Source organism: Methylobacterium organophilum, from assembly GCF_022533465.1.
Lineage (GTDB): Bacteria > Pseudomonadota > Alphaproteobacteria > Rhizobiales > Beijerinckiaceae > Methylobacterium > Methylobacterium organophilum.
In genome coordinates, this window is record NZ_CP092848.1 from 2203568 (window position 1) to 2229484 (window position 25917).

Here is a 25917-nt window from a genome sequence, read left to right on the forward strand (position 1 = left end):
CATGGCTGCTTCCGCCCCTCCCACGCAGCGCCCCGCCCGGCGCTTCCGCCGGCCGAGCGTGATCCCGGGCTTCGGGCTTACCTTCGGCTACGCCCTGACCTGCCTGACGCTGATCGTGCTGCTGCCGCTCGCGGCCCTCGTGGCCAAGGCCTCGGGCATCGGCCTCTCCGGCATCGTCGAGGTGGCCCGCGATCCGCGGGTGGCGAGCGCGCTCAGGATCAGCTTCGGCGTGTCGCTGGTGGCGGCGCTCGTCTCCTCGGTCTTCGGCTTCCTCGTGGCCTGGGTGCTGACGCGCTACCGCTTCCCTGGCCGCAAGGTGGTCGATGCGGTGGTGGACCTGCCCTTCGCCCTGCCGACCGCGGTGGCCGGCATCGCCCTCGCCTCGCTCTACGCGCCGACCGGCCTCGTCGGCGCGCAGCTCGCCAAGCTCGGCATCCAGGCGGCCTACACCCCGGTGGGCATCTTCATCGCCATGGTCTTCATCGGGCTGCCCTTCGCCGTGCGCACGGTGCAGCCGCTCATCGCTGAGATCGACAAGGAGGTGGAGGAAGCCTCCGCCACCCTCGGCGCGACCCGCTTGGCTACCCTGACCAAGGTCGTGCTGCCGCCGCTGGTGCCGGCGGTGCTGACCGGCTTCGCCCTGGCCTTCGCCCGGGGCGTCGGCGAGTACGGCTCGATCATCTTCATCGCGGGCAACCTGCCCTACGTCTCGGAGATCGCGCCGCTCCTCATCGTCATCAAGCTCTCCGAGTTCGATTACGGGGGCGCTGCCGCCATCGCCACGATCATGCTCGGGATCTCGTTCCTGACGCTGCTCGCGATCAACCTGATCCAGGCCTGGAGCCGGCGGAGATTCGGTTATGTCTGAGGCCGTGCCCGCCTCCACCTTCGCCGTGGCGCCGCCCCCGGCCGCGCCGCGCAGCGCCGTCACGGAAGGGGCCGGCATCCGCTGGCTGCTGATCGGGATCGCGGTCGTGTTCCTGGCGCTGTTCCTGGTGCTGCCGCTGGTCACGGTCTTCGCCCAGGCCCTGTCGAAAGGCCTCGAGACCTATCTCGCGACCTTCCGCGAGCCGGACGCGCTCTCGGCGATCCGCCTGACCCTCATCGTCGCGGCCATCGCCGTGCCCTTCAACCTGGTCTTCGGCGTGGCGGCCGCCTGGGCGATCGCCAAGTTCGAGTTCCCGGGCAAGAGCCTGCTCATCACCCTGATCGACCTGCCCTTCTCGGTCTCGCCGGTGGTCTCGGGTCTGATCTACGTGCTGCTGTTCGGCGCGCAGGGCCTGTTCGGCACCTTCTTCGCGAGCCACGGCATCCAGATCCTGTTCGCGCTGCCGGGCATCGTGCTCGCGACGATCTTCGTCACCTTCCCCTTCGTCGCCCGCGAGCTGATCCCGCTGATGCAGGAGCAGGGCACCACGGAGGAGGAAGCGGCGTTGACGCTGGGGGCCTCCGGCCTGCACGCCTTCCTCACGGTGACGCTGCCCAATATCCGTTGGGGCCTGCTCTACAGCGTCCTGCTCTGCAACGCCCGGGCGATGGGCGAATTCGGGGCCGTCTCGGTTGTGTCCGGGCATATCCGCGGACTGACCAACACGATCCCGCTCCACGTGGAGATCCTCTACAATGAGTACAACTTCGTTGCCGCTTTCGCCGTCGCCTCCCTCCTCGCCGGTCTCGCCCTCGTCACGCTCGTCATCAAATCCGTTCTCGAGTGGCGCTACGCGAGCGAACTCGCCTCCGGCGCCCGCCATTAGCGGCCTCGTCGGCAAGCCGACGGCGATCCGGGTCGAGGATCTCTCGAAGACCTTCGAGACGGCCGCCGTCCTGCACGGCCTCTCCCTCGACGTGCGGGCGGGGGAGCTGCTGGGCCTGCTCGGCCCCTCGGGCTCGGGGAAGACCACGCTGCTGCGCATCATCGCGGGGCTCGACTTCCCGGATAGCGGCCGCATCCTGTTCGGCGGCGACGATGCCACGGGCCTGCCCGTGCAGCAGCGCGCGGTGGGCTTCGTGTTCCAGCACTACGCCCTGTTCAAGCACATGACCGTGGCCGACAACATCGCCTACGGGCTGAACGCCCGGAAGCGGGCGGACCGGCCGGCCAAGGCGGAGATCAAGCGCCGCGTCGGCGACCTGCTCGACCTGATCCGCCTCTCGGGCTTCGCGGACCGCTACCCCTCGCAGCTCTCCGGCGGCCAGCGCCAGCGCATCGCGCTCGCCCGGGCGCTCGCGGTGGAGCCGCGGGTGCTCCTCCTCGACGAGCCCTTCGGCGCGCTGGACGCCCAGGTGCGCAAGGACCTGCGCCGCTGGCTGCGGGAGATCCACAACCGCACCGGGCAGACCACGATCTTCGTGACCCACGACCAGGACGAGGCGCTGGAGCTCTCCGACCGGGTCGCCGTGCTCGACAAGGGCCGCCTGGAGCAGATCGGCACCCCGGACGAGGTACAGGACAGCCCGGCCTCCGCCACGGTGCTCAAGTTCCTGGGCGACGCCATCGAGATCGAGGCGATCGCCGAGGGCGGCCGGGTTCTCGTCAACGGCCGGGCGACGCCGGTCGCCGCGCCGCGGGACGTGATCGGCCCGATCAAGCTCTATGTCCGGCCCTGGCAGTTCCAGTTCGCCGACGGCTTCGAGGCGCATCTCGGCGGCACCGTGCGCTCCTCGCATCGCAGCCAGGGCCGCCAGCGCATCGAGGTCGACCGGGGCGAGGGGCGCACCCTCGCCGTGGAGGACACGGATGGCGAGCGCTACGAGGCCGGCCGCGAGGTGGGCCTGCGCATCGTCGGCGGCTACGTCTTCCCCTGATCAATGCCCGCGAGGGGAAATGTCCCGCCCCTCGCGTCAGAGCTGCAATCTCTGCATGCAATTTGATTGTATGCAGTTGTGTCGCGCGTCTTAGGGGATTCTGCATCTTCTGCGACTAGGCCCACCACATGTTCGTGTTGTGGGATCCGTCCGGCGAATGAGATCTGCCCCGTGCCTCGACGTGGTGGCCTCCCCGGCCCCGGATCGGCGGGAGCGGCGGCTGTTCTCGAAGCCCTCCCGCTTCGTCGTCGACCGTGGCCGCGGCGCCTTCGCCGTCCTCGCCCTTCTCCTCGCCGCGCTTCTGCCGGGGACGGCTAAGGCCCAGGACAAGGAGATCGGCTGGACGATCTACGACGCCGCGCCCTTCATGATCACCGACGGGCCGGATCGGGACCGGGGCATCTTCGACCGGATCCGGCAGCGCCTGATCGAGCGGCTCGACGGCTACCGGCACCGGATGGTGACCGTGCCGTTTCCCCGGGTGCTCCACGAGATCCGCAAGGGCGCCGACTGGTGCTTCGTGGGCGGGGTGAAGACCCCGGAGCGGGAGACCTTCGCGGTCTTCTCCCTGCCGGTGTCGATGTTCTATCCCCTGCGCATCATGGTCCATGCCCCCCGGCGGGCGACCTTCGACGCCCTGGGGCCGCTCTCCCTGAACGGGCTCCTCAAGGATCGGCGCGATCTGCGTACCAGCGTCCTGCGCGACCGCTCCCTCGGCCTTGAGATCGATGCGCTCCTGCGCGCGAACGCGCCCCTGCCGACCCATTCCGAGTTCTCGGAAGCCTTCCGGATGCTGCTCAACGACCGTCTCGACTATCTCGTCGAGTATCCGACCATCGCCCGCTACGGCGCCCGCCGGCTCGGTGCGGAGGAGGCTTTCGTCGGGCTGCCCTTCGCCGAGACCCCGGAGCCGGTCTTCTCCCGGGTCATGTGCGCGAACACGCCGAACGGGCAGGAGGTCGTCGCCCGGGTCAACGCCGTCCTGCGCGAGGAGCGTCCGGGCGCGGCCTGGCGGGAGATCGTCGAGTCCTGGTCCGAGCCCGCCGATCTGCAAAAGATCCGCGCCGTCTACGACACGCGTTTCCTGACGGGCGAGTGAGACGGTGATGGCGCTTCTGCGCAGACACGCGGCGCCCGCTGCGCCGGAGGCGGACGGCGCCGGTCCCACCGCCCTGGCCGGCCGCCTGATCCGCGTGATCTTCGGCTGTTACTTCCTTGTGGCGGTGCTGCTCACCGGCATCCAGCTCGCCCTGGAATACGCCCATGCGCGGGAGCACCTTCGGGAGGATGTCGCGGCGATGCAGCGGACCTTCGGGCCGGGGCTGGAGGACGCGATGTGGCGCTTCAACGCCGAGGTGCTCCGCGGCATCCTGAGCGGCATCCGCGAGATCCCGGCCGTGATCGGCGTCGAGGTGCGGGACGAGCACGGGGTCCGGATCGAGACGATCGGCCTTGTCGGAGACGACACCCGGACGAATGCCGTCGCGCCGGAGGGGGCTTTCGCGCGTCTCGGTACGCCCTTCAGCCGCAGCTTCGACCTGATCCATACGGACGAGACCGGGCAGCGCCACCGCGTCGGTTCCTGGACGGTCTTCTCCGACACCGGCATCGCCATCGAGCAGGTGCGCCACACCCTGGTCGTCATCCTGATCAATTCGCTGATCAAGACGGTGATGCTGTGGTTCATCTTCGCCGCCGTGATCCGCGGGATGGTCGGCCGCCCGCTCGCGCAGATCGGCGCCTTCGTGGCGCGGCTCGACGGCGCCTGCCCCGAGACCCGTCCCCTCGTGCTTCGGGCCGGGGGGCGCCACGAGCTGCACGCGCTGGTCGAGGCCCTCAACACCATGATGCGCCGTCTGCGCCAGTCCTCCGACGACAACGCGCTGCTGATGCGGAGCCTGCGGGAGATGAATGCGACGCTGCAGGCCAAGGTCGCCGAGCGGACGCAGGAACTGGAGGTGCTCGCCACCACCGATCTGCTGACCGGCCTGTTCAACCGGCGCAAGCTCGACGAGGCCCTGGAGGCGGGCGTGTCCCGGGCGGCGGGGGAGGGCGCCGGCCTGGCGGTGATCCTGGGCGACATCGACCAGTTCAAGGCGATCAACGACCAGCACGGCCACAAGGTGGGCGATGCGGTGCTGACGGCCTTCGCCGACATCCTGCGCGCGGACCGGCGCCCGGACGACACGGTCGGCCGCTGGGGCGGGGAGGAATTCATGCTGGTCTGCCCGGGGGCCGGGCTGGCCGAGGCGGCGTCGGTCGCCGAGACCCTGCGCCGGCGCATCGAGACGACCCAGCTGCCGGTGGTGGGCCTGCGCACCTGCTCCTTCGGCGTGGCCGCGCTCCGCCCCGGAGAGACCGCGGACGGGCTGGTCGCCCGGGCCGACGCGGCCCTCTATCGCGCCAAGCGCAGCGGGCGGAACCGCGTCGAGACGAACGGCCTCCCGCGGGAGGCCGCCTGATCCCGGGGAGGCCCGCTACTGCGCGGCGGTGAGCGCCTTGGGCTGCGTCGCCGGCTGGCCGAAGCTCATCACTTGATCGGCATGGGCGATGGTGGCCGGGCGGTGGGCGACGATGACGCGGGTCATGCGGAACTCGCGCAGGGCGGCCGCGATGGCGGCCTCGGTCGCCTCGTCGAGATGGCTCGTCGCCTCGTCGAGGAACAGGATCTCCGGGCGCCGGTAGAGGGCGCGGGCCAGGATCACCCGCTGCTTCTGGCCGCCCGACAGCGTCGAGCCCATGTCGCCCACCAGCGTCTCGAAGCCCATCGGCGTGCGCCGGATGTCCTCCAGGATCGCGGCGCGGGCGGCGCATTCCTCGATCCAGCCCTGGTCCGGGCGCTCGTCGAAGCAGGAGATGTTCTCGGCGATCGAGCCGGCGAACAGGCCGTCGTTCTGCATCACGCCGGCGATGCGGCGGCGATAGGCGGCGGTGCCGAGGCTGCGGATCTCGCGCCCGTCGACCAGCACGCTGCCCTCGCTCGCCGGCAGCAGGCCCATCATGATCTTCATCATGGTGGTCTTGCCGCAGCCGGAGGGGCCGGTGATGGCGAAGCAGGAGCCCGCCGGCACGGCGAAGGCGAGGTTGCGGAAGATCCAGGGCTCGTCCGCGCCGTAGCGCAGGCCGAGGTCGCGCACGGCGATGGCCCCGGCCGGGCTGCCGGCGATGGCCGGGCTCGCCGGCTCGACGGGAACCGCCTCGTGGCGCTCCTCCGGCTCGGCCAGCACGATGTCGGAGAGCCGGTCGGTCTGCACGTTGAGCATGCGCAGCTTGAAGCCCGCATCGATCAGGTTGCCGATGCGACTGGAGAACTGGTCGCGGTAGGACAGGAAGGCGACCAGCATGCCCAGCGACATCGACTGGTCGATCACCGCCCGGGCGCCGAGCACCAGCAGGATCAGCCGGTCGGCCCCGAACAGGAACTCGTTGGCCCGCCCGAACACGAGGTCGAGCCGCTGCAGCCGCAGCCGCGCGTTCAGCGAGGCCACGAAATGGTTCATCCAGATGCCGCGGCGGCGCTCCCGCAGGTCGAGGAGCTTCACGCTCGCCATGCCGCGCACGGTCTCGATGAAATGCGTCTGCTGGCGCGCCTCCGCCACGATCGATTCCTCGGTGCCCTCGCGATAGGCCGAGTAGGCGAAGACCCGCAGCAGCGTGGTCAGCACCGTGGAGGCGATCACCACCAAAGCGAGCCAGCCGCCATAGATGGTCAGCATCACCAGCATGCTGATCGACATGATGCCGTCGAGCAGCGCCTGGACGAGGTCGGTGGTCAGCCCCTTCTGAATCGTGGCGAGGGACCCGAAGCGGGAGATCACGTCGCCGACATGCCGCTTCTCGAAATAGTCGAGGGGCAGGCGGGAGAGGTGGTCGAACAGCGAGCCCGACCATTGGTAGTTGAGCTTGGTGCCCGTGAGCATGATCGCCCAGGTCCGCGCCACGGCGAGCACGAGCTGCACCACGAGCAGCAGGGCGAGGCCGATCGCCACGACCAGCAGCAGGTCGAGATCGGCGTTCACGATCACCTCGTCGATGACGATCTGCGAGGCGATCGGCATCAGGATCGCGACGAGCTCGATCCCGAAGGAGAGCACGAAGATCTGGGCCAGCGCCCCGCGCAGGCCGCCGACATTGCGGAACAGGTCGCGCAGGGCCAGGCCCGCGCTCTTCTTCTCCTTGACGAACTGCGCGGTCGGGGTGGCCTCGAGGGCGACGCCGGTGAATTCCCGGGAGGCCTCGGCGAGGCTCAGCGTCCGGCGGCCGCGGGCCGGGTCGTGGATCACGATGGCCTTCGGCCGCACCTCGGCCAGCACCACGAAATGGTTGAGGCCCCAATGCAGGATGCAGGGCCGCTTCAGCCGGCCGAGATCGGACAGCTCCACCCGCAGGGCCCGGGTGGCGAGGCCCATGCTGCCGGCGAGGTCGATCAGGTTGCGCAGCGTCATGCCCTTGAGGGACAGGGCGTGGCGGCGGCGCAGGGCGCCGAGATCGACGTGGCGGCCGTGATGGCCGAGCACCATGGTCAGGCAGGCCATGCCGCATTCGGCCGCCTCCGCCTGGAGGACGACCGGCAACCGCCGGCCGAAACCGAACTGCACGGAATCGAGAAGACTCACGAAATCAGCCGCCCTGCGTGACGAGATCGACGCTGCGCTTCACCCGGTAGAGGGGATCGAACAGCCAGCGGTAGAGGGGGCGCTTCTCCAGCGCGATGTCGGCCTCCACCCGCATGCCCGCTTCGAGCCGGCGCTTCTCGCCATAGGCGATCACGCCGTCCTCGTCGGGGCGCACCACGATGCGGTAGAGGCCGTCGGCCGCCCGCTTCTTGGTGTCGGCGTCGTCCGGCGCGTCGGCGGCATCGAGGGGCGCCCGGGTGACCTCGGTGACGACGCCCCGGTAGAGGCCGAAGCGCTGGAACGGGAAGGCCGCGTAGCGCAGCATCACCGGCTCGCCGGTGTCGATGAAGCCGATCGCCGAGGATTCCACGAACAGGTTCACCTGGAGGCGGCCCTCGCTCGGCAGCAGCGTCAGCAGCGTCGCGCCGGCCGCGACCCCCTGGCCGGCCTGCACGCGGATCGAGGTGAGGATGCCGGCTTCCGGCGCCCGGATCTCGATGCTGCGCCGGGCCTCGCTCTCGGCCTTCTGCTGCTCCAGCTGCGCGGCGGCGCGGTCCATCTCGGCGAGGTCGCGGGTGAGCTTGTCGTCGAAGGAGGCCAGGTTGGCCCGGATGTCCCCGATCTTGCCGACGAGCTGCAGGGCCGTCTGGCGGAAGGTGGCGAGCTGCGAGCTCGCCTGCATGTAGAGGTAGTTCTGGCTCTGCAGGTCGCCGGCCCGGGCGAGGCCGTTGGAGACCGCCTTGGCCAGCACGTCGACCCGGTCCTTGAGGGGGACGACGAGCTGTTCCTGCAGCTTGATCTGCTCGTCGAGCTGACTCGACTGCGCTTCGAGATTGGCGAGCTGCTCCTGCAGGGCCTTCTTCTCGGTCTCGGCCATGGAGGCCCGCGCGTTGCGCTGGCGCAGGACGCTCTCCTTCTGCCGGCCGAGCTCGTCGATGACGCGCTCCTGCGTCGGGCCGTTGGAGGAGACCGCGTCGAGATCGAGGGTGTAGAGCAGGCGTCCGCGCTCGACCCGGTTGCCCTCCTTCACGCCGGAGCTGATCACCCGGCCGGCGACGGGGCTCGCCACCGTGATCAGGCCGATATTCGGCGTGAGCAGGCCCTGGGCGTGGATCCGGCGGGTATAGGTCCCGAGCGCCGCGTAGAGGATCGCGCAGAGGACGAGGGCGAGGCAGATTCCGGTCACCAGCCGGATCGGCAGCGGCTGCGCGATCTGGGCTTCGCCGAGCCATGCCTCCTTGCGGGCTTCGGCGACCTCGCGGCGGAACAGGGATGACCGCATCGCTCCTCGGGATGGGCGTGGAGGGCGCGGCGGGCCGCGCCCCGGGCGTCTTGGCGTGCCCCTGATAGGCTCAGGGCGCCCGCGGGTGAAGGGGAGGGGGGCGACACCCCGTCCGGTCTGCGGGAAGACATCGCGGCGGACGAACGAAAGGCGGCAGGCCGGTGGGGCCTGCCGCGCGCATCGGCCGGGCCGATGCCGTTCGGAAGCGCGGGCGCCTACTTGCCGCCGAGCAGGCCTCCGAGGAGACCGCCCACGGCTCCGAGGACCTTGTCGAGGGTCCCGCCCACAAGTCCGCCGACCTGATCGACCACGCCGGAGACAGCTCCCAGCTCCTTGCTGAGGTCCAAATCGAGCCCCAGGCCCAGCGACAGGCCACCGCCCACGGCGTCCAGCTCGGTCGCGTCCAGTTCACGGATGGTGTCGAACTTCTCGGTCATGCGTGTATCTCCTGAAGGATTTTGGCGCGTTAGTCTTGCCTCGCGCTAGACGATACGGAAGCGCTGCTTGGCGTTGCTTCCTGTCGATCAAGGTATATCGGTGGCTCGTGTCAGCAAGGGTGAAAATTAGCCTTTGTGAAGCCCGCGATACCGGATTGTGGCGAAACGGCGTTTTTTGATCGCAAGCGCCGTGTTCGGGCTCGCCTAGACAAGTTCTCGGCTTGGTTGTGCCTGGCGGTCTGGTTTGGTCGAAAATTGATCACGGATCGTCGAAGCCGACGTCGCCTCGCTAAAATACTGAGCTTGCAAGAAAAATTTTGATGGCGCTGACAGATTGTCGCAGTAGCGCAGGCCGAATGGTCTTTTGCATAAAATGAAAAATCCTCACACGGAATGGGGCTGATTGAGAACCGAATTCTCCTCGCTCCGGGAAAATGGCCGAGCTCACGCGGCGAATCTTCTGTCGAGCCGAGGGGCGGGGCTTTTCGCCGGTGCGCGATATCGACAAGATCGTCGCCGGAACCAAGTTGAAGACGATTGCTTCGGCCGCGCTTCGCAAGGCCTGGGACGCGGCCGGCCACGCGGGAGGGAGCATGCCGGCCATGAAGGTCCACTACAACGATTACGGTTGCAGGGTGGATCTCGATGGGGATGTCGATGCCGTGCTCGGCAACAGCGCCGAGCAGGGTTGGTGCGGCATCGGCTTCACCGACGTGGTGCTCGGCTCCCGCGGCCGCGTCGCCCTGACCCAGCAGGGGGTGCAGTTCGGTCTTTCTCTTTCGCCGGGGCGTCAGACCTTCACCTGCGCTGGCGAGAGCCATCATTTCCAAGGGGATAACATCGCGGTGCTGGAGCCCGGCTCCGAAGTCGTCGGGGCCTGGGAAGGCTCGTTCCGGAACCTCACTCTGAAGCTGGCTCCGGAGGCGGTGGAGCGGCTCTCGCACGAGCCGGTGCAGAAGCTCGGGGTGCGGACGCAATTCCTCCCCTCGGAGGCGCGCTCCGCCGTGGCGCATCTCCTGCTGGCCGTCTCCGCCGATCTGCAGGCGGGCTGCCCCGGCGGTCCGGTGCTGGTCGAGAGCATCGCCACCGCCCTGCTCCGGATGTTCTCGGAGCGGGCGGCGCCGGTCCCGCGGGCGGCGCCCCGGCTGCACTCGACCAAGGCGGCGGAATTGCGCGCGCTGATCGGCGCGCATCTCACGCAGCCCCTCGGCCTGCCGCAACTCGCGGACGCCGCGGGCATGAGCGTCGGCCACCTCGTGCGCGCCTTCAAGGCCTCGTTCGGCCTGACGCCGCACCAGTACATCCTGCGCGAGCGGGTCTACCGGGCCCGCGACCTGATCGAAGCGGGGGCGCCGAGCCTGCGCGCGGTGGCGAGCCAGGCGGGCTTCACCGATGCCAGCCAGATGGCCAAGACCTTCCGACGCGTCCTGGGCGTGACCCCGCGGGAGGTCGCCCGCGCCGCCCGGGTCAGCGCCGCCTTCGATGCGGGGATCTGAGGCGAATCCGGGGAGACGGCCCGGTTCGCCTTCGGCCGCGGCCGCCGCTCTCGGGTTCGCGGAGCGCCGTGCCCCGGCCGAAGCGGCCATCAGGCGGCCGGACGACGCGTCCGGAGGAGAGGCGCCACATTTCCGTCACGCTTCGGATCTCGCAGCCGCGAGACGGCAAAGGACGTGCGCGATCCGGGAGCCTTCCGAAAAAATCTTTGCAATACAATCGGTTAAGGTCGCCTCTGCGGGGTGCGCGATGCTGTGCGGCGCGGCCGCGCGGGTCATCCCGAGCCCGCCTGCGGCAGGCCGCCGCAGGATCGGTTCGTTTCTCGCCCGGGAACAGACCCTTAGCGCCCGCGTCCCCCGCCAGGCCCCGCCGCGGGCAGAGTTTCCACAACCCAGCATGGCAAGCCGGCGCGGGATCGAGAAAGGGCAAATTTACGAGGGGGATGGAGGCTATTTCCAAGGATAGCCCCGCATGGATCGTCCGCAACCGAATTGTTCGCCGCAGCATGTCCGCGAAAATCCGTGGGTTGATGCTCCCTGCCGGCCGTGCTCCTTTATCGGGCAGAGGCGTTTCTTAGAGCGCTTCTCTCTGTGGCTATGGGATAGACTTGTCCTATAGTCTGATCATCTAGGAGAAAAACTATGTCGCAGAACATCGATACGGTCCGCGAGCTGAACGCTGCGGAGCTCGACGAGGTCGGGGGTGGCCTCGGTGTCGGCCTCGGGCTCGGGGTCGATCTCAGCCAGGAGCTCGGCGCGGTTTCCGGGACGGTCGATCAGGTCGGCGGCTTGGTCGGGGGGCTCCTCGACAAGGTGCTCGGTGCCGTGGGCGGCGTCCTCGGCGGCGTGACCGGCAAGTAAGGCTGGCCCTCCGGGCCTTCGCGATGGCCGAGGGCGGTCGCTGAGACCGCTCGAGGCCGTCTGCTCCCACGAAGCCCCTGGTTCGCGGCCCCGTGATCCCCCCGCGGAGGGCCATGGGCCAGGGTGTTTCGTGGGAGCTTGCGCGCGAGAGCGCCGAAGGCCGGTCCTTCCGGTCGCGGGGGCGCGCCCGCTCCGACCGGCGGGCGGCGCCGTCAGGGGGCGACCTCAGTTGAGGATATGGGCATGGGCCCGCGCCGGGGGCGCCGGGAGGGGCTCGCCCAGGGCGTCGAGGATCGTGGCGTCGACCACGTGCAGCAGGGCGTCGAGGGGAAGGTCGTTGGCGTCCGTTCCGAACGGCTCTTCCAGCTGGTCGCCGAGGGCGTCGAGGCCGAAGAAGGTATAGGCCACGAGGGCCGCGGCGATGGGCGTCGCCCAGCCGAGAGTCGCCGCCAAGCCGAAGGGCAGGAGCAGGCAGTAGAGCCAGGCCGTGCGGTAGAGCAGCAGGGTGTAGGCGAAGGGCAGCGGCGTGCCCTGGATGCGCTCGCAGATCGCCTGGACCTGCGCGAGGGCCGCGATCGGGCGTTCGAGGAGGCCGAGGCCGACCTCGCCATGGGCGCCGGCCCGCATGCCCTCGCCGAGATCGGCCATGAGAGCGGTGAGGGTCGCGTCCGCCGGGCTTGGGCGGCCCGGCAGAAGCGCCGCCTCCGCCGGCGGCAGCCAGGGCCCCGCCGCCGCGGCCTCGTCCCCGCCGCGCAGGCGGGCATGCAGGGCGTGGGTGAAGGCGCAGACGCGGCGCAGGCAGCGCTGCCGCCGCGCCTCCTGCTCCGGGCCCGCGAGCAGGGCCGGCAGCGTGCGGGCGAGGTTGCGCGTCTCGGTGATGAGCTGGCCCCAGGCCCGGCGCGCCTCCCACCAGCGGTCGTAGCAGGCGTTGTTGCGGAAGCTCAGGAAGATCGAGAGGGCGAGCCCGATCAGGGTGAAGGGGCCGATGCCCGCCGCTTCCGGGAAGGGATGAGGCCAGTGCCGCTCGACCGCCACCACGCCGCAGGCCACCGCCGCGATGCCGATCACCTTGGGCGCCACCTCCGGCAGGATCGACCCGCGCAGGGTGAACAGGATCTCGAACAGGCCGGGGCGGGGGCGGACGACCATGGTTTCCGGCCTTTCCGGGCCTCGCGTCAGGCCGGGAGGCCGGCCTGCTCGAAGAGGAAGCTTTCCGTCGAGGGGATGGTGACGGAGAGGTCGCTGCCGTAGCCGGCCTTCGAGAGGCGCCAGGGCCGCTCCGGGCGGGCGCGCACCGCCTCGGACGGGCGCAGGCGGCGCAGGCTGCCATCCTCACCGACCTCCTCGATGCCGAGGAAGCCGTAGACCTGGAGGCGGGAGGCGAGAAGCTTGTTGTCCCGGTCCTCGGCGGCGAGGGTCAGGCCGCCGGAGGCGTAGACCGCCTCCATCAGGCTGCGCTGCTCGGCGCGCGCCCGGACATGGGCCGGGCTCGGCTGGAACGCGAAGGCCGCGGAACCGCCCTGGAAGCCCGTGTTCGGCTTGCCGGCCGGGCGACGGAAGGGAATGACGTTGTCCGCCGTCGAAACGCTACGCATACGCAACACTCTCGTCTCGTCCGCTGATAGGAGCCGGGCACGGGTGGCGCCCGAATCTCCGATCGCGACTTTTCGACGAGTCGGCTTAATGCCCGCTTAGCCATGGCAAGGGCCGCGGGCCGGCGGGCGTCCCGAAACGGGGCGCCCTCCGGGAAGCGCCTCAGCGCAGGGCCGTCGTGAACGCGGCCTCGGTCTTGGCGCGGACCTCGTCCTCGGTGACGCCCTCGGCGAGCTCGACCAGGGTCATGCCGCCATCGCCCTTCTTGTCGATGGTGAAGACGCCGAGATCGGTGATGACCATGTCGACCACCTGCGTGCCGGTGAGCGGCAGGTCGCAGCTCTTCAGGAGCTTCGGGCTCTCCGAGCCGTCCTTGTTCTTGGCGACGTGCTCCATCACCACCACGACCTTCTTGACGCCGGCCACGAGATCCATGGCGCCGCCCATGCCCTTCACCATCTTGCCCGGGATCATCCAGTTGGCGAGATCGCCGTTCTGGGCGACCTGCATGGCGCCGAGGATGGACAGGTTGATGTGGCCGCCGCGGATCATCCCGAAGGAATCGGCGGAGGAGAAATAGCTCGTGGTCGGCAGCGCCGTGATGGTCTGCTTGCCGGCGTTGATGAGATCCGGGTCCTCCTCGCCCTCGTAGGGGAAGGGGCCCATGCCGAGCATCCCGTTCTCCGACTGGAGCTGCACGGTCATGCCCTCGGGGATGTAGTTCGAGACGAGCGTCGGGATGCCGATGCCGAGATTGACGTAGTAACCGTCCCTCAGCTCCTTGGCGGCGCGCTCGGCCATCTGATCGCGGGTCCAGGCCATGGTACTCTCCTCTCCCTCGATCAGATCTGGCCGCCGCCGGCCGCGGCCGGCTCGGCATCCTTGCGCTTGCGCACGGTGCGCTGCTCGATCTGCTTCTCGCGGATCGGCACGTGCAGGATGCGCTTGATGAAGATGCCCGGCGTGTGGATGTGGTCCCCGTCGATCTCGCCGGCCTCGACCAGGTGCTCGACCTGCGCCACCGTCACCTTGGCGGCGGTCGCCATCATCGGATTGAAGTTGCGCGCGGTCTTCCGGTAGACGAGGTTGCCTTCGGTATCGCCCTTCCAGGCATGCACGATGGCGAGATCCGCGAAGAGCCCGCGCTCCATCACGTATTCCTCGCCGTCGAACGTGCGCACGTCCTTGCCCTCGGCCACCAGGGTGCCGACGCCGGTCTTGGTGTAGAAGGCCGGGATGCCGGCGCCTCCGGCGCGGATGCGCTCGGCGAGCGTGCCCTGGGGGTTGAACTCGATCTCGAGCTCGCCGCCGAGATACTGGCGGGCGAATTCCTTGTTCTCGCCGACATAGGACGAGATCATCTTCTTGATCTGGCGGGTGGCGAGCAGCTTGCCGAGGCCGACATTGTCGATGCCGGCATTGTTCGAGACGACAGTGAGGTCCTTGACGCCGGATTCCTGGATCGCGGCGATCAGCTCGTCGGGGATGCCGCAGAGCCCGAAGCCGCCGGCCATGATGGTCATGCCGTCATGCAGGAGGCCGCTCAGCGCGGTCGCGGCATCTGGTTGCACCTTCCGCATCATTCCACCCTTTGAGAGTCGCCTTCCGCCGGCATCGATTCGCCCGGGGGGCGCACTATTCTGCCCATGGCGATTTGCACCGCAACAAGCGGCGGCGTCAAACCCGACTCCGCGTCGTCGCGGGCGGGATGTAACGGCGCGCGACGTCGTGCTCCTGCCGCGCGGGGCGATCCGGGCAGAATCTTTCATGTCGAAGGCGGTCGGGGGAAGCCCGCTGCTTGCGGAACACTTGCGGAACGTTTAACGTGTTCGCGTTTTGTTTCCGAGGTGCGCGGGATCCGCGCCCCGGCTTCGTGAAGGGTCGCGCATGCTCACGCGCAAGCAGCTGGAATTGCTCCAGTTCATCCAGGCCAGGATGAGCGAGAGCGGCGTGCCGCCCTCGTTCGACGAGATGAAGGATGCCCTCGATCTCAAGTCGAAATCCGGCATCCACCGCCTGATCACGGCGCTGGAGGAGCGGGGCTTCCTGCGCCGGCTGCCGAACCGCGCCCGCGCCATCGAGATCCTGCGGGTGCCCGAGGTTGCGGCCGGCCGGCCGCCGGAGCGTTCGGGCCCGCCCGCCGAGGTGCGGCGCTTCACCCCCAGCGTGGTCGAGGGCGGCCGCGCCAAGCAGCCCCCGGCCCGCCCGCCCGCGGCGGTCAGCACCGAGATCGACGACCGCATGGTCTCGATCCCCGTGATGGGCCGGATCGCCGCCGGCACGCCGATCACCGCGATCCAGAACCCGAGCCATTCCTTCGTGATGTCGCCGGACTTCCTCTCGGGGGGCGAGCATTACGCCCTCGAAGTGCGCGGCGACTCGATGATCGAGGCCGGCATCCTCGACGGCGACTTCGTGGTGATCCGCAAGCAGGACACGGCCAATACCGGCGACATCATCGTGGCGCTGATCGACGACGAGGAGGCGACGCTGAAGCGCCTGCGCAAGCGCGGCTCCTCGATCGCGCTGGAGGCGGCGAACCCGGCCTACGAGACGCGGGTGCTCGGCCCGGACCGGGTGCGCATCCAGGGCCGCCTCGTCAGCCTCGTGCGCCGCTACTGAAGCCGCTCCTCCGGGGCGGGCGGCGCCTCTTCGGCGCCGTCCTCCGCCTCGGGTTTCGCGGTGGGAGACGCTGCCGGAACGGCCGCCTCCCTGGGGGGCGGGCGCCAGGGGGCGCTGCGGCCCTGCTCGCGCGTGCCGGTCAGGGCCGGTGCGCCGCCCTTGAGGTCGATCGCGACGGCGCCGAGCCGTTCGAGCGTCCCCCGGTCGACCACGAGGCGCGCGGCGCAGGTCGGCGGTGCGCTGCGCCCGCTGATGACGATGTCGGCGCGGGCGCAATCCTCGCGGAAGGCGCGCTTGTCCGAGACATAGGCGACGACGAGGCCGCCCTTGGCCGCAAGGGTGCAGCCGAGCGGGTCGCAGCGGGCGCCGGCCCGGTCCGCCAGGGCCTCGGCGCGGCGGCCGTCGCCATCCGCCTTCAGCCATTGTTCGAGCACGAAGGCGGACGGCTTTCCCAGCGCGACGAGGCGGCCGTCGCTCCCGCGCACGGCGGCGCCGGCGCCGTGGCGGTCGATCAGGATGTCGGGCCGCTCCCGCCCCGCGGCGAGGCAGAGGCCCGCCCCGACCGGGAGCAGCGCCAGCCAGCGCAGGCGCGCGCCGGGCAGCACCAGCAGCAGCAGGGCGAGCGTCAGCGCCGCGAGGGCGCCGGTGCCGAAGGCGGGCAGAACCAAGGTCGCGGCGTCGAAGCCCGCGATCCAGGTCGCGATCGCGAGCATGCCCTTCACCGCGAGGCCCATCAGCCACCAGACCGGCCGGTCGAGGGCGAAGGGCGTGGCCAGCATCCCGAGGACCGCGGAGGGCATCACCACCAGCGAGACCAGGGGCAGCGTCAGGGCATTGCCGACGAGGCCGAAGGGCTGCACCGTCTGGAAGTGATAGGTGGCGAAGGGGGCCGTGGCGATCTGCGCCACCAGGGTGGTGGCGAGCGTGCCGAGGGTGGCCGTGGCCGCGGAGGCCGCGAGCCGCAGCCAGCGCCCGCCCTCCCGCGCCCGGGGAAAGACGCGGTCGAGCAGCGGCGCGCAGGCGATCAGCCCGGCCACCGCGCCGAAGGACATCTGGAAGCTCGGCCCGAGCAGGGCCTCGGGTTCGCGGGCGAGGGCGATCAGGGCCGCGAGCGCCAGATTGCGCATGCTGAGCGCCGGCCGGTCCACCAGGATCGCCCCCAGCATCACCAGCGTCATCACCAGGGAGCGCTCGGCGGCGACGTCCCAGCCCGAGAAGGCGCAATAGGCCGTGACGCCGGCCATGGCGCAGGCTGCGGCGATCTTCTTGATCGGCCAGCCGAGCGCCAGGATCGGGATGGCCGCGAGCGACGCGCGCACCAGAAAGAACACCACCCCGGCCGCGAGCACCATGTGCAACCCGGAGATGGAGATGACGTGATAGATGCCCGCCGCGCGCAGCACGTCGCTGGTCCGGGCGTCGATCAGGCCGCGCTTGCCCGTGACCAGGGCGGCGGCGACCGCGCCGGCCTGTCCGCCGATCGACTCCGTGATGCGGCGGGTGAGCGCGTTGCGGGCCGTGTCGATCCCCGCGGCGAGGCGCAGGTTCCCGGGGAGGGGGGCCGTGGGCGGCAGCACGGCGATGCGCCCCGTCAGCGAGCCGACCGCGCCGATCCCGCGGAAATAGGCGTCCCGCGCGAAGTCGTAGCCGCCGGGCAGGGCCGCTTCCGGCGGCGGCAGCAGCCGCGCCGTCGCCGTGATCCGGTCGCCGGCGGTCAGGGGCGGCGCCTTGCGGTAGGAGGCGCGGATCCGGGTCGGCCGCTCGGAGGCGGTCAGCGTGCCGAAGCTCTCGACCAGGAGGACGAGGCGGGCGCCTTCCTCCCGCTCCTCGATCGATTCGATCACGCCGGTGAGGGGCGCGATCGTCGTCCGGGCGAGGATCGGTCCCGCCACCGACTGGATCCGGTAGGTCGCGGCGGCGAAGCCGAGGAAGGCGGCGGCCAGGCTTATCACCACGGCCGTCGCCACAGGGCGGGCCCGCAGGCCGAACAGGCTCGCCGCGAGCAGGGCGGCGGCGACGAGCGGTGCGGCGAGGTTCGGCAGCCCGTCCGTCATCTCGAAACAGGCCAGGATGCCCGCCCCGAACGCGACGGCGATCCAGGGAAACAGGCGCCGCCGCTCGCTCTCCTCCGCGAGGCTTTGCCCGAGGGCCGCCAGAACCGCGGGGCCGGCGGCGGCGAGCGGGGGCAGGCGGATCGCGGCGATGGCCGCGCGCCTGTCCTCCGCCCATCCTGATCCGTGCCGCCCCATGGCGCGCATGGCCCCGACGCGGCCGATGCCGCCGGGATTCCTTAACGCATCGGATCATGCATGCTACACGGCCCGCTCGGGCGGAGCGCCGGCTGGGCCAGCCCTCCCCAGCTCAGACGCGTCACCGGCTCGTCCGCGCGCCCGAAGTCGTCACCTCTAGGCCTTCAAGTTCAAGAACCGATGTCGTCTGCCGTCGTCACGCGCTTCGCGCCTTCGCCCACGGGCTACCTCCATATCGGCGGGGCGCGCACGGCCTTGTTCAACTGGCTCTATGCCCGCCGCTTCGGCGGCCGCATGCTGCTGCGGATCGAGGACACCGACCGGGAACGCTCCACGCAGGGGGCGATCGATGCGATCCTCGACGGGTTGTCCTGGCTCGGCCTCGAATGGGACGGGGAGGTGGTTTACCAGTTCGCCCGCGCCGCCCGGCACCGGGAGGTGGCCGAGAGCCTGCTCGCCTCGGGCAACGCCTATTACTGCTACGCCACCCCCGAGGAGCTGACGCAGATGCGCGAGGCCGCCCGGGCCGAGGGCCGGCCCCTGCGCTATGACGGGCGCTGGCGCGACCGCGACCCCTCCGAGGCGCCGGCCGGCGTGAAGCCGGTGATCCGCCTGCGCGCCCCGACCGAGGGCGAGACCGCGGTGGAGGATGCGGTGCAGGGCCGGGTGGTCTGGCAGAACAAGGATCTCGACGATCTCGTGCTGCTGCGCTCGGACGGCAGCCCGACCTACATGCTCGCGGTCGTCGTCGACGACCACGACATGGGGGTGACGCAGATCATCCGCGGCGACGACCACCTCACCAACGCCGCCCGCCAGAGCCAGATCTATCAGGCGCTGGGCTGGGACGTGCCGGCCATGGCCCATATCCCGCTCATCCACGGGCCGGACGGGGCCAAGCTGTCGAAGCGCCACGGGGCGCTCGGCGTCGAGGCCTATCGCGATCTCGGCTACCTGCCGAGCGCCCTGCGCAACTACCTCGTGCGTCTGGGCTGGAGCCACGGCGACCAGGAGGTGTTCTCCACCGAGGAGATGGTCGCGGCCTTCGACCTGAAGGCGATCGGCCGGTCCGCGGCGCGCTTCGACTTCGCCAAGCTCGAGAACCTCAACGGCCTCTATATCCGCGGCAGCAGCGACGAGGACCTCGTCGCCGCGATCGAGCGGATCCTGCCGAGCCTCGGCCCGGCGCGCGGCCTGCCGGCGGTGCTCTCGCCGGAGCTGCGGGCGCGGCTCGTCGCGGCGATGCCGGGCCTGAAGGAGCGCGCCAAGACCCTCGTGGAGCTCCTCGACAGCGCCTATTATCTCTACGCCCAGCGCCCCCTCGCCCTGGACGACAAGGCGCGCAATCTCCTTTCGGGCGAGGCGCCGCAGCGGCTCTCGGCGATTCTGCCGGCGCTGGAGGCGTTGCCGGACTGGAGCGCGGCCGCCACCGAGGCCGCCGTGCGGCAGTTCGCCGAGACGCAGGGCCTCAAGCTCGGCCAGGTGGCGCAACCCCTGCGGGCGGCGACCACGGGCCGTTCCACTTCCCCGCCGCTCTTCGACGTGATGGCCGTGCTCGGCCGCGAGGAGAGCCTGGCGCGGCTGCGCGATCAGGCCGCGGCCGCCTAGAGCCGCTTCCGATCGCGTTGCCATCGGGAGCGGCTCCAAGCCTTTTTTGTGACGCGCGCTCTCACGCCGAACCGGTGTCCGCTTCGGCGGAGAGCGCCCTAAGCAGGGGTTGAAAAAAGGGGTTTCATCCCGGCCCGCTTTTCGCATGCGCGAAGCGGGTGGGAGTGCCGCCCCGTTGCTGGCGACCGATCGATCCGTTAACCGGTTCCCCAGTGAGCAACCGCAGCAAAGGCGGTTTTCGCTTCGGACCGGGCCGGTCTTCGGCGGGTTTCGGTCCGGTGCTGTCCCCGTCGCGAGAAAGGGTCCGCGTTCCCATGAGCGCTTCCGCCAGCACCATCACCGTGGACGACAACCACGTCGAATTGCCCGTCAAATCCGGAACGATCGGTCCCGACGTCATCGATATCGGGAAGCTCTACGCCAAGACCGGCAAGTTCACCTTCGATCCGGGCTTCACCTCCACGGCCTCCTGCGAATCGAAGATCACCTATATCGACGGCGACAAGGGCGTCCTGCTCTATCGCGGCTATCCGATCGAGCAGCTCGCCGAGCAGGGCGACTTCCTCGAGACCTGCTACCTGATGCTGTTCGGCGAGCTGCCGACCGCCGCGCAGAAGGCGGATTTCGACTACCGGGTCACGCGCCACACCATGGTGCACGACCAGATGAACCGCTTCTTCCAGGGTTTCCGCCGTGACGCCCACCCGATGGCGGTGATGGTGGCCTGCGTCGGCGCGCTCTCGGCCTTCTACCACGACTCGACGGATATCTCGGACGAGTCGCAGCGGATGATCGCGTCCCTGCGCATGATCGCCAAGATGCCGACCCTGGCGGCGATGGCCTACAAGTACACGATCGGCCAGCCCTTCGTGTATCCGAAGAACGATCTCGACTACACCTCGAATTTCCTGCGGATGTGCTTCGCGGTGCCGTGCGAGGAGTTCGAGGTCAACCCGATCTACTCGCGGGCGCTCGACCGGATCTTCATCCTGCACGCCGACCACGAGCAGAACGCCTCGACCTCGACCGTGCGTCTGGCCGGGTCCTCGGGGGCCAATCCCTTCGCCTGCATCGCGGCCGGCATCGCCTGCCTGTGGGGCCCGGCCCATGGCGGCGCCAACGAGGCGGCGCTGAAGATGCTGGAGGAGATCGGCCGGCCCGAGAACGTGCGCAAGTACGTCGACAAGGCGAAGGACAAGAACGATCCCTTCCGCCTGATGGGCTTCGGCCACCGGGTCTACAAGAACTACGACCCGCGCGCGCGCATCATGCAGAAGACCACCCACGAGGTGCTGAACGAGCTCGGGATGAAGGACGATCCCCTGCTCGAGGTGGCCCTGCAGCTCGAGCAGATCGCCCTCAAGGACGATTACTTCGTCGAGAAGAAGCTCTACCCGAACATCGACTTCTACTCGGGTATCACCCTCAAGGCGCTGGGCTTCCCGACCTCGATGTTCACGGTGCTCTTCGCCGTGGCTCGCACCGTCGGCTGGATCGCCCAGTGGGCGGAGATGATCGAGGATCCGTCCCAGAAGATCGGTCGTCCGCGCCAGCTCTATATCGGCCCGGACGAGCGCCAGTACGTGCCGATCAGCAGCCGGGGCTGAGAGCCTTTCCCCAGCCGGGGCGGTGCCCACCTCGGCTGGGGGCGGGACACGGGGCGACCTGTCGGCCCGATCGTGTCGTCTATCTCCAGCGATCCTCCGCACGCACAACAAAAGGGCCGGCGCCTGGCGCCGGCCCTTTTGTCTTGGCGAAACCGCGGTCGCGGGCCGGCCCCTCAGCAGTCGAGGGTGGTCTCGCGCTCCCACTCGGTCAGGTGGCGGCAATAGGCGTTCCACTCTTCGGTCTTGAGCTTGAGGTAGCTCGGGACGAAGGCGCCCAGCGCCTCGTTCAGCACTGCGCTTCCCTCCAGCGCCCGCATCGCGTCGAGCATGTTCAGCGGCAGCCGCTTCACGCCCTCCACGGTGTGGCCGTGGGTGTACATGTTGATGTCGAGGCGCTGGCCGGGATCGCGCTTCTGGCGGATGCCGTCGAGGCCGGCGGCGAGCAGGCCCGCCTGGAGCAGGTAGGGGTTGGCCGCGCCGTCGGCGAGGCGGAACTCGAAGCGGCCGCCATCCGGGATGCGGATCATGTGGGTGCGGTTGTTGCCCGTGTAGGTCACGGTGTTGGGCGCCCAGGTCGCGCCGGAGGTGGTACGCGGCGCGTTGATGCGCTTGTAGGAATTCACCGTCGGGTTGGTGATCGCCGCCAGCGCGTCGGCCGAGTGGATCAGGCCGCCGATGAAGTGATAGCCCTCCCGCGACAGGCCGATCTCGTCGGAGGCATCGGCGAAGATGTTGCGCCCGTCGCGCCAGAGCGAGACATGGGCGTGGCAGCCCGAGCCGGTCAGGTTCATGAAGGGCTTGGGCATGAAGGTCGCCCGCAGGCCGTGCTTCTCGGCGATCGAGCGGGTCATGTACTTGAAGAAGGCGTGCCGATCGGCGGTGATCAGCGCGTCGTCGTAGTCCCAGTTCATCTCGAACTGGCCGTTCGCGTCCTCATGGTCGTTCTGGTAGGGCTTCCAGCCCAGCGACAGCATGGCGTCGCAGATCTCGGTGATGACGTCGTAGCGGCGCATCAGGGCCGACTGGTCGTAGCAGGGCTTCATCTGCTTGTCGGCGTTGTCCGCCGGGGCGCTGCCATCGGGCGTGATCAGGAAGAACTCGCACTCCACGCCGCTCTTCATCTGCAGCCCGTCCCGGGCGGCGTCGGCGATCTGCGCCTTCAGGAGATTGCGCGGCGCCTGGGCGACCGGCTTGCCGTCCATGTAGAGGTCGGCGGGCAGCCAGCCCACTTCCGGCTTCCAGGGCAGCTGGATCAGGCCGTCCGGATCCGGCACGGCGAAGAGGTCGGGATCGGCCGGGCTCATGTCGAGCCAGGTGGCAAATCCGGCGAAGCCCGCGCCGTCGCGGGCCATGCCCTTGATCGCCGCCGCCGGCACCAGCTTCGCCCGCTGGCCGCCGAACAGGTCGGTGTAGGAGATCAGGAAGTACTTGATGCCGCGCTCCTTGGCGGCGTTCTCGAGATCCAGCGGCATCGCCATGCTCCGTCAGCGCGGACCGTGAGGCCGGCCCGCATTCAAGAAGAAGGCCGCTCCCCGTTCCGGCGAGCGGCCCTGTGCCTCCTCAGATTCCGGTCTTCCCCGGAACCCAGCCCGTGCCGGCGAGCGGCACCTGGGCCATCGCCGCCGCCTCGATGGAGAGGGCGACCAGATCCTCGGGTTCGAGGTTGTGCAGGTGGCTCTTGCCGCAGGCGCGGGCGATGGTCTGAGCCTCCAGCGTCATCACCGCGAGGTAGTTGGCGAGGCGACGGCCGGCCAGCTCGGGATCGAGGCGCTTCATCAGCTCCGGATCCTGCGTGGTGATGCCGGCCGGGTCCTTGCCCTCGTGCCAGTCGTCATAGGCGCCCGCGGTGGTGCCCAGAGCCTGGTACTCCTCCTCCCAGCGGGGATCGTTGTCGCCCAGCGCGATCAGGGCCGCGGTGCCGATGGCGACCGCGTCGGCGCCGAGCGCCAGCACCTTGGCGACGTCGGCGCCCGAGCGGATGCCGCCGGAGACCACGAGCTGGACCTTGCGGTGCAGCCCCAGATCCTGAAGCGCCTGCACCGCCGGGCGGATCGCGGCGAGGGTGGGCAGGCCGACATGCTCGATGAACACGTCCTGCGTCGCCGCGGTGCCGCCCTGCATGCCGTCGAGCACCACCACGTCGGCACCGGCCTTGGCCGCGAGCGCCGTGTCGTAATAGGGCCGCGAGGCGCCGACCTTGACGTAGATCGGCTTCTCCCAATCCGTGACCTCGCGCAGCTCGCCGATCTTGATCTCGAGATCGTCCGGGCCGGTCCAGTCCGGGTGGCGGCAGGCGGAGCGCTGGTCGATGCCCGGGGGCAGACAGCGCATGCCGGCGACGCGCTCGGTGATCTTCTGGCCGAGCAGCATGCCGCCGCCGCCGGGCTTGGCGCCCTGGCCGATCACCACCTCGATGGCGTCCGCCTTGCGCAGGTCGTCCGGGTTCATGCCGTAGCGGGAGGGCAGGTACTGGTAGACCAGCGTCTTGGAATGCCCGCGCTCCTCCTGCGTCATGCCGCCGTCGCCCGTCGTGGTGGAGGTGCCGGCGAGCGTGGCGCCGCGACCCAGGGCCTCCTTGGCGTTGGCCGAGAGCGAGCCGAAGCTCATGCCGGCGATGGTGATCGGCGTCTTGAGCTGGATCGGCTTCTTCGCGAAGCGCGAGCCCAGCACCACCTCGGTGCCGCAGCGCTCGCGGTAGCCCTCGAGGGGGTACCGGCTGATCGAGGCGCCGAGGAACAGGAGGTCGTCGAAATGGGGCAGCTTGCGCTTCGCGCCGGCGCCCCGGATGTCGTAGATGCCGGTCGCCGCGGCGCGGCGGATCTCCGACATCACTTCCGGCGTGAAGGTCGCCGAGAAGCGCGGCGCGGTGCGCGGGCTCTTGGGATGCTCGGCCATCTCAGTAGGCTCCGGCGTTGTCGACGTGGAAGTGGTAGAGGTTGCGCGCCGAGCCGTAGCGACGGAACTCGGAGGGGTCGACCTCGCCGGCCAGGCCCGCGGCCTTCAGCTTGGCGTAGAGCGCCTCCCGGTGCTCGTCGCGCATCTCCTTCTCGACGCAATCCGCGCCGAGGCTCTTCACCGAGCCGCGCACGAAGAGGCGCGCCTCGTAAAGGGAATCGCCCAGGGCCTCGCCGGCATCGCCGAGCACGGCCAGGGTGCCGGCCTGGGCCATGAAGGCCGACATGTGGCCGACCGAGCCCTTCACGACGATGTCGATGCCCTTCATCGAGATGCCGCAGCGGGCGCCGGCATTGCCGTCGATGACGAGGAGGCCGCCATGGGCGGTGGCGCCCGCCGACTGGCCGGCATCGCCCCGCACGTGCACGAAGCCGCTCATCATGTTCTCGGCGACGCCGGTGCCGGCGCTGCCGTGGATCACGACCTGGGCCTGCTTGTTCATGCCGGCGCAGTAATAGCCGACATGGCCCTCGATCTCGACGGTGATGGCCCGGTCGAGCCCGGCGGCGATGGCATGCGCCCCGTCCGGCCCGGTGATCGTCCAATGGGTCTCGTTGGTGTCGGGGGGCAGCGCGTGGAGGCTGCGGTTCAGTTCGCGCAGGGGCGCGCTACGCAGGTCGAAGCTCGGCATCAGTGGCGCTCCCAGGCATAGACCTTGGCGGGTTCGGGCTCGAACACCCGGGCGTTCTCGATGCCGGGCAGGCCGGCGAGCGCCCGGTACTCGGAGCCGAAGGCGACGTAGTCGTCGGTCTCGGCCATCACGGCCGGCTTGCAGGCGATCGGGTCGCGCAGCACGGCGAAGCCGCTCTTGGTCCCGACCACGAAGGTGAAGAAGCCGTCGAGATCCGACAGGCTCGCCTCCAGCGCCTGCTGAAGGCTGTCGCCCTCCCGCATGCGCCAGCTGAGATAGCCGGCGGCCACCTCGGAATCGTTGGCGGTGGCGAAGCTCAGGCCCTCGCGGCGCAGGCGCCGGCGCAGGTCGTTGTGGTTCGAGAGCGAGCCGTTGTGCACGAGGCACTCGTCGGCCCCCGTCGAGAAGGGGTGGGCGCCGTTGGTGGTCACCGCGCTCTCGGTGGCCATGCGGGTATGGCCGATGCCGTGGGTGCCGGTCATGCCGGCGAGGTCGAAGCGGGCGGCGACATGCGCCGGAAGCCCGACCTCCTTGTAGATCTCCATGCGGCTGCCGGTGCCGACCACGTCGATGCCGGGGCGCTCGGCGGCGAGCCAGTCGCGCACGGCCTTCTCCTGCTCCGCCGACAGCGAGAGGACGCTGTGGGTGTCGCGGCCGGTGCGGGCGACGGAGGTGCCGAGATGGGCCTCGAGGGCGGTCACCGCCTCGTCGAGGGACGCGGCGTCCGGGCCGCGCAGGGTCAGCTTGACCCCGTTCGCGTCCGTGTCGGTCCCGTAGATCGCGAAGCCCGCGCTGTCGGGGCCGCGATCGGTCATGGTTTCCAGCATCCCGGCCAGCAACGTGCCGAGCTGCGATTCAAGTTTGGGTGTCTTCAGATACAGCCCGACGATGCCGCACATCGCGTTCTTCTCCCCCGGTCGGATCTCTCGGGAAAAGAGGTCGCATATCGGCCCGCGTCCGTCAATCAGGAGTAATGGAAATTTCTTGAGAGGAAATCGCCTCGTGCCCGCCGATCCACTGGCGGCCGCACGGAATCCGGCTCCCGATCCAAGGGTAAGCCGGCCCGAGACGGCCCTGGGCTGCCGAAGCGTGAGAGGGGAGAGATCGGCGGTGCGGGGACCGGCAAGCGCCCCCGGCGGCCCGAATCGGCGCCCGATG

General features: G+C 69.8%; 22 protein-coding genes. 10 read left to right on the forward strand and 12 right to left on the reverse strand.

Going from position 1 to position 25917, the window contains the following annotated elements; genetic code table 11:
- Position 1: 1 nt before the first annotated feature.
- The 5 genes from cysT to MMB17_RS10195 all read left to right on the forward strand — a co-directional run bounded on the left by cysT (position 2) and on the right by MMB17_RS10195 (position 5267).
- Positions 2–868, forward strand: coding sequence for a sulfate ABC transporter permease subunit CysT (cysT, locus tag MMB17_RS10175; protein WP_241101845.1), 867 nt, complete (start codon positions 2–4; stop codon positions 866–868).
- A complete protein-coding gene (gene cysW, locus MMB17_RS10180) occupies positions 861–1754 on the forward strand; it encodes a sulfate ABC transporter permease subunit CysW (protein ID WP_241101846.1) in 894 nt (297 codons plus the stop codon). Before cysT ends, cysW begins: the two co-directional genes overlap by 8 nt.
- 25 nt (positions 1755–1779) lie before the next feature.
- The gene (locus tag MMB17_RS10185; protein WP_238310524.1) at positions 1780–2805 is read left to right on the forward strand and encodes a sulfate/molybdate ABC transporter ATP-binding protein; all 1026 of its coding nucleotides are present in this window, start codon (positions 1780–1782) and stop codon (positions 2803–2805) included.
- Between the two features lie 157 nt (positions 2806–2962).
- Positions 2963–3904 carry a TIGR02285 family protein gene (locus MMB17_RS10190; RefSeq protein ID WP_238310473.1) on the forward strand — a complete coding sequence of 314 codons (942 nt, stop codon included), beginning with the start codon at positions 2963–2965 and terminating at the stop codon, positions 3902–3904.
- A 7-nt stretch (positions 3905–3911) separates the two neighbouring features.
- On the forward strand, positions 3912–5267 hold the full coding sequence (locus MMB17_RS10195) for a GGDEF domain-containing protein (protein ID WP_241101847.1): 1356 nt from the start codon (positions 3912–3914) through the stop codon (positions 5265–5267).
- A gap of 15 nt (positions 5268–5282) precedes the next feature.
- Here MMB17_RS10195 and MMB17_RS10200 read toward each other — a convergent pair whose 3' ends face one another.
- From MMB17_RS10200 to MMB17_RS10210, 3 genes are all read right to left on the reverse strand, one after another.
- The gene (locus tag MMB17_RS10200) at positions 5283–7421 is read right to left on the reverse strand and encodes a peptidase domain-containing ABC transporter (RefSeq protein WP_241101848.1); all 2139 of its coding nucleotides are present in this window, start codon (positions 7419–7421) and stop codon (positions 5283–5285) included.
- Positions 7422–7425: 4 nt separating this feature from the next.
- Complete coding sequence (locus tag MMB17_RS10205) at positions 7426–8703, reverse strand: beta-barrel domain-containing protein (RefSeq protein WP_241101849.1); 1278 nt, start codon at positions 8701–8703, stop codon at positions 7426–7428.
- A gap of 215 nt (positions 8704–8918) precedes the next feature.
- Positions 8919–9140, reverse strand: coding sequence for a hypothetical protein (locus MMB17_RS10210; protein WP_238310469.1), 222 nt, complete (start codon positions 9138–9140; stop codon positions 8919–8921).
- A 593-nt stretch (positions 9141–9733) separates the two neighbouring features.
- Here MMB17_RS10210 and MMB17_RS10215 point away from each other — a divergent pair.
- The gene (locus MMB17_RS10215; protein ID WP_241101850.1) at positions 9734–10636 is read left to right on the forward strand and encodes a helix-turn-helix domain-containing protein; all 903 of its coding nucleotides are present in this window, start codon (positions 9734–9736) and stop codon (positions 10634–10636) included.
- A 639-nt stretch (positions 10637–11275) separates the two neighbouring features.
- Positions 11276–11494, forward strand: coding sequence for a hypothetical protein (locus tag MMB17_RS10220; RefSeq protein WP_238310467.1), 219 nt, complete (start codon positions 11276–11278; stop codon positions 11492–11494).
- 225 nt (positions 11495–11719) lie between these two features.
- Here MMB17_RS10220 and MMB17_RS10225 read toward each other — a convergent pair whose 3' ends face one another.
- The 4 genes from MMB17_RS10225 to MMB17_RS10240 all read right to left on the reverse strand — a co-directional run bounded on the left by MMB17_RS10225 (position 11720) and on the right by MMB17_RS10240 (position 14667).
- Positions 11720–12643: a bestrophin family protein gene (locus MMB17_RS10225; RefSeq protein ID WP_238310466.1), complete on the reverse strand. Its 924-nt coding sequence runs from the start codon at positions 12641–12643 to the stop codon at positions 11720–11722.
- A 26-nt stretch (positions 12644–12669) separates the two neighbouring features.
- Positions 12670–13089: a hypothetical protein gene (locus MMB17_RS10230; protein WP_241101851.1), complete on the reverse strand. Its 420-nt coding sequence runs from the start codon at positions 13087–13089 to the stop codon at positions 12670–12672.
- Positions 13090–13249: 160 nt separating this feature from the next.
- Positions 13250–13909, reverse strand: coding sequence for a 3-oxoacid CoA-transferase subunit B (locus tag MMB17_RS10235; protein WP_238310464.1), 660 nt, complete (start codon positions 13907–13909; stop codon positions 13250–13252).
- A 20-nt stretch (positions 13910–13929) separates the two neighbouring features.
- Positions 13930–14667, reverse strand: a complete 738-nt coding sequence (locus MMB17_RS10240; protein ID WP_238310523.1) for a CoA transferase subunit A — start codon at positions 14665–14667, stop codon at positions 13930–13932.
- Between the two features lie 307 nt (positions 14668–14974).
- On the opposite strand from MMB17_RS10240, the gene lexA reads away from it, so the two are divergent.
- The gene (gene lexA / locus MMB17_RS10245; RefSeq protein WP_241101852.1) at positions 14975–15709 is read left to right on the forward strand and encodes a transcriptional repressor LexA; all 735 of its coding nucleotides are present in this window, start codon (positions 14975–14977) and stop codon (positions 15707–15709) included.
- Here the strand turns inward: lexA and MMB17_RS10250 are convergent.
- Positions 15703–17967: a ComEC/Rec2 family competence protein gene (locus tag MMB17_RS10250; RefSeq protein ID WP_420847352.1), complete on the reverse strand. Its 2265-nt coding sequence runs from the start codon at positions 17965–17967 to the stop codon at positions 15703–15705. The two genes, lexA and MMB17_RS10250, sit on opposite strands and share 7 nt — an antisense overlap.
- A 171-nt stretch (positions 17968–18138) precedes the next feature.
- Between MMB17_RS10250 and gltX the strand changes: the two genes are divergently transcribed.
- Positions 18139–19566 (forward strand): glutamate--tRNA ligase, encoded by a 1428-nt coding sequence (gene gltX / locus MMB17_RS10255; protein WP_238310459.1) that lies wholly within the window; start codon positions 18139–18141, stop codon positions 19564–19566.
- 314 nt (positions 19567–19880) lie between these two features.
- Positions 19881–21173: a citrate synthase gene (gltA, locus tag MMB17_RS10260; RefSeq protein WP_238310456.1), complete on the forward strand. Its 1293-nt coding sequence runs from the start codon at positions 19881–19883 to the stop codon at positions 21171–21173.
- A 173-nt stretch (positions 21174–21346) separates the two neighbouring features.
- Here gltA and glnT read toward each other — a convergent pair whose 3' ends face one another.
- From glnT to MMB17_RS10280, 4 genes are all read right to left on the reverse strand, one after another.
- Positions 21347–22645 carry a type III glutamate--ammonia ligase gene (gene glnT / locus MMB17_RS10265; RefSeq protein ID WP_241101854.1) on the reverse strand — a complete coding sequence of 433 codons (1299 nt, stop codon included), beginning with the start codon at positions 22643–22645 and terminating at the stop codon, positions 21347–21349.
- 88 nt (positions 22646–22733) lie between these two features.
- Positions 22734–24068 carry an FMN-binding glutamate synthase family protein gene (locus tag MMB17_RS10270; RefSeq protein ID WP_241101855.1) on the reverse strand — a complete coding sequence of 445 codons (1335 nt, stop codon included), beginning with the start codon at positions 24066–24068 and terminating at the stop codon, positions 22734–22736.
- A 1-nt stretch (position 24069) separates the two neighbouring features.
- Positions 24070–24759: a GltB/FmdC/FwdC-like GXGXG domain-containing protein gene (locus MMB17_RS10275; protein ID WP_241101856.1), complete on the reverse strand. Its 690-nt coding sequence runs from the start codon at positions 24757–24759 to the stop codon at positions 24070–24072.
- Positions 24759–25658 carry a class II glutamine amidotransferase gene (locus MMB17_RS10280; RefSeq protein WP_238310451.1) on the reverse strand — a complete coding sequence of 300 codons (900 nt, stop codon included), beginning with the start codon at positions 25656–25658 and terminating at the stop codon, positions 24759–24761. Before MMB17_RS10280 ends, MMB17_RS10275 begins: the two co-directional genes overlap by 1 nt.
- Positions 25659–25917: the final 259 nt, after the last annotated feature.

Bases quoted from the DNA above. Each gene is read 5' to 3' on its own strand.
- MMB17_RS10220 (WP_238310467.1), top strand. From the start codon at position 11,276: ATGTCGCAGAACATCGATACGGTCCGCGAGCTGAACGCTGCGGAGCTC.
- MMB17_RS10275 (WP_241101856.1), bottom strand. From the start codon at position 24,759: ATGCCGAGCTTCGACCTGCGTAGCGCGCCCCTGCGCGAACTGAACCGC.
- MMB17_RS10190 (WP_238310473.1), top strand. From the start codon at position 2,963: ATGAGATCTGCCCCGTGCCTCGACGTGGTGGCCTCCCCGGCCCCGGAT.
- MMB17_RS10205 (WP_241101849.1), bottom strand. From the start codon at position 8,703: ATGCGGTCATCCCTGTTCCGCCGCGAGGTCGCCGAAGCCCGCAAGGAG.
- MMB17_RS10280 (WP_238310451.1), bottom strand. From the start codon at position 25,658: ATGTGCGGCATCGTCGGGCTGTATCTGAAGACACCCAAACTTGAATCG.
- MMB17_RS10195 (WP_241101847.1), top strand. From the start codon at position 3,912: ATGGCGCTTCTGCGCAGACACGCGGCGCCCGCTGCGCCGGAGGCGGAC.
- glnT (WP_241101854.1), bottom strand. From the start codon at position 22,645: ATGCCGCTGGATCTCGAGAACGCCGCCAAGGAGCGCGGCATCAAGTAC.
- gltA (WP_238310456.1), top strand. From the start codon at position 19,881: ATGAGCGCTTCCGCCAGCACCATCACCGTGGACGACAACCACGTCGAA.
- MMB17_RS10215 (WP_241101850.1), top strand. From the start codon at position 9,734: ATGCCGGCCATGAAGGTCCACTACAACGATTACGGTTGCAGGGTGGAT.
- MMB17_RS10240 (WP_238310523.1), bottom strand. From the start codon at position 14,667: ATGCGGAAGGTGCAACCAGATGCCGCGACCGCGCTGAGCGGCCTCCTG.
- cysT (WP_241101845.1), top strand. From the start codon at position 2: ATGGCTGCTTCCGCCCCTCCCACGCAGCGCCCCGCCCGGCGCTTCCGC.
- MMB17_RS10235 (WP_238310464.1), bottom strand. From the start codon at position 13,909: ATGGCCTGGACCCGCGATCAGATGGCCGAGCGCGCCGCCAAGGAGCTG.
- gltX (WP_238310459.1), top strand. From the start codon at position 18,139: ATGTCGTCTGCCGTCGTCACGCGCTTCGCGCCTTCGCCCACGGGCTAC.
- cysW (WP_241101846.1), top strand. From the start codon at position 861: ATGTCTGAGGCCGTGCCCGCCTCCACCTTCGCCGTGGCGCCGCCCCCG.
- MMB17_RS10250 (WP_420847352.1), bottom strand. From the start codon at position 17,967: ATGCGCGCCATGGGGCGGCACGGATCAGGATGGGCGGAGGACAGGCGC.
- MMB17_RS10230 (WP_241101851.1), bottom strand. From the start codon at position 13,089: ATGCGTAGCGTTTCGACGGCGGACAACGTCATTCCCTTCCGTCGCCCG.
- MMB17_RS10225 (WP_238310466.1), bottom strand. From the start codon at position 12,643: ATGGTCGTCCGCCCCCGCCCCGGCCTGTTCGAGATCCTGTTCACCCTG.
- MMB17_RS10210 (WP_238310469.1), bottom strand. From the start codon at position 9,140: ATGACCGAGAAGTTCGACACCATCCGTGAACTGGACGCGACCGAGCTG.
- MMB17_RS10270 (WP_241101855.1), bottom strand. From the start codon at position 24,068: ATGGCCGAGCATCCCAAGAGCCCGCGCACCGCGCCGCGCTTCTCGGCG.
- lexA (WP_241101852.1), top strand. From the start codon at position 14,975: ATGCTCACGCGCAAGCAGCTGGAATTGCTCCAGTTCATCCAGGCCAGG.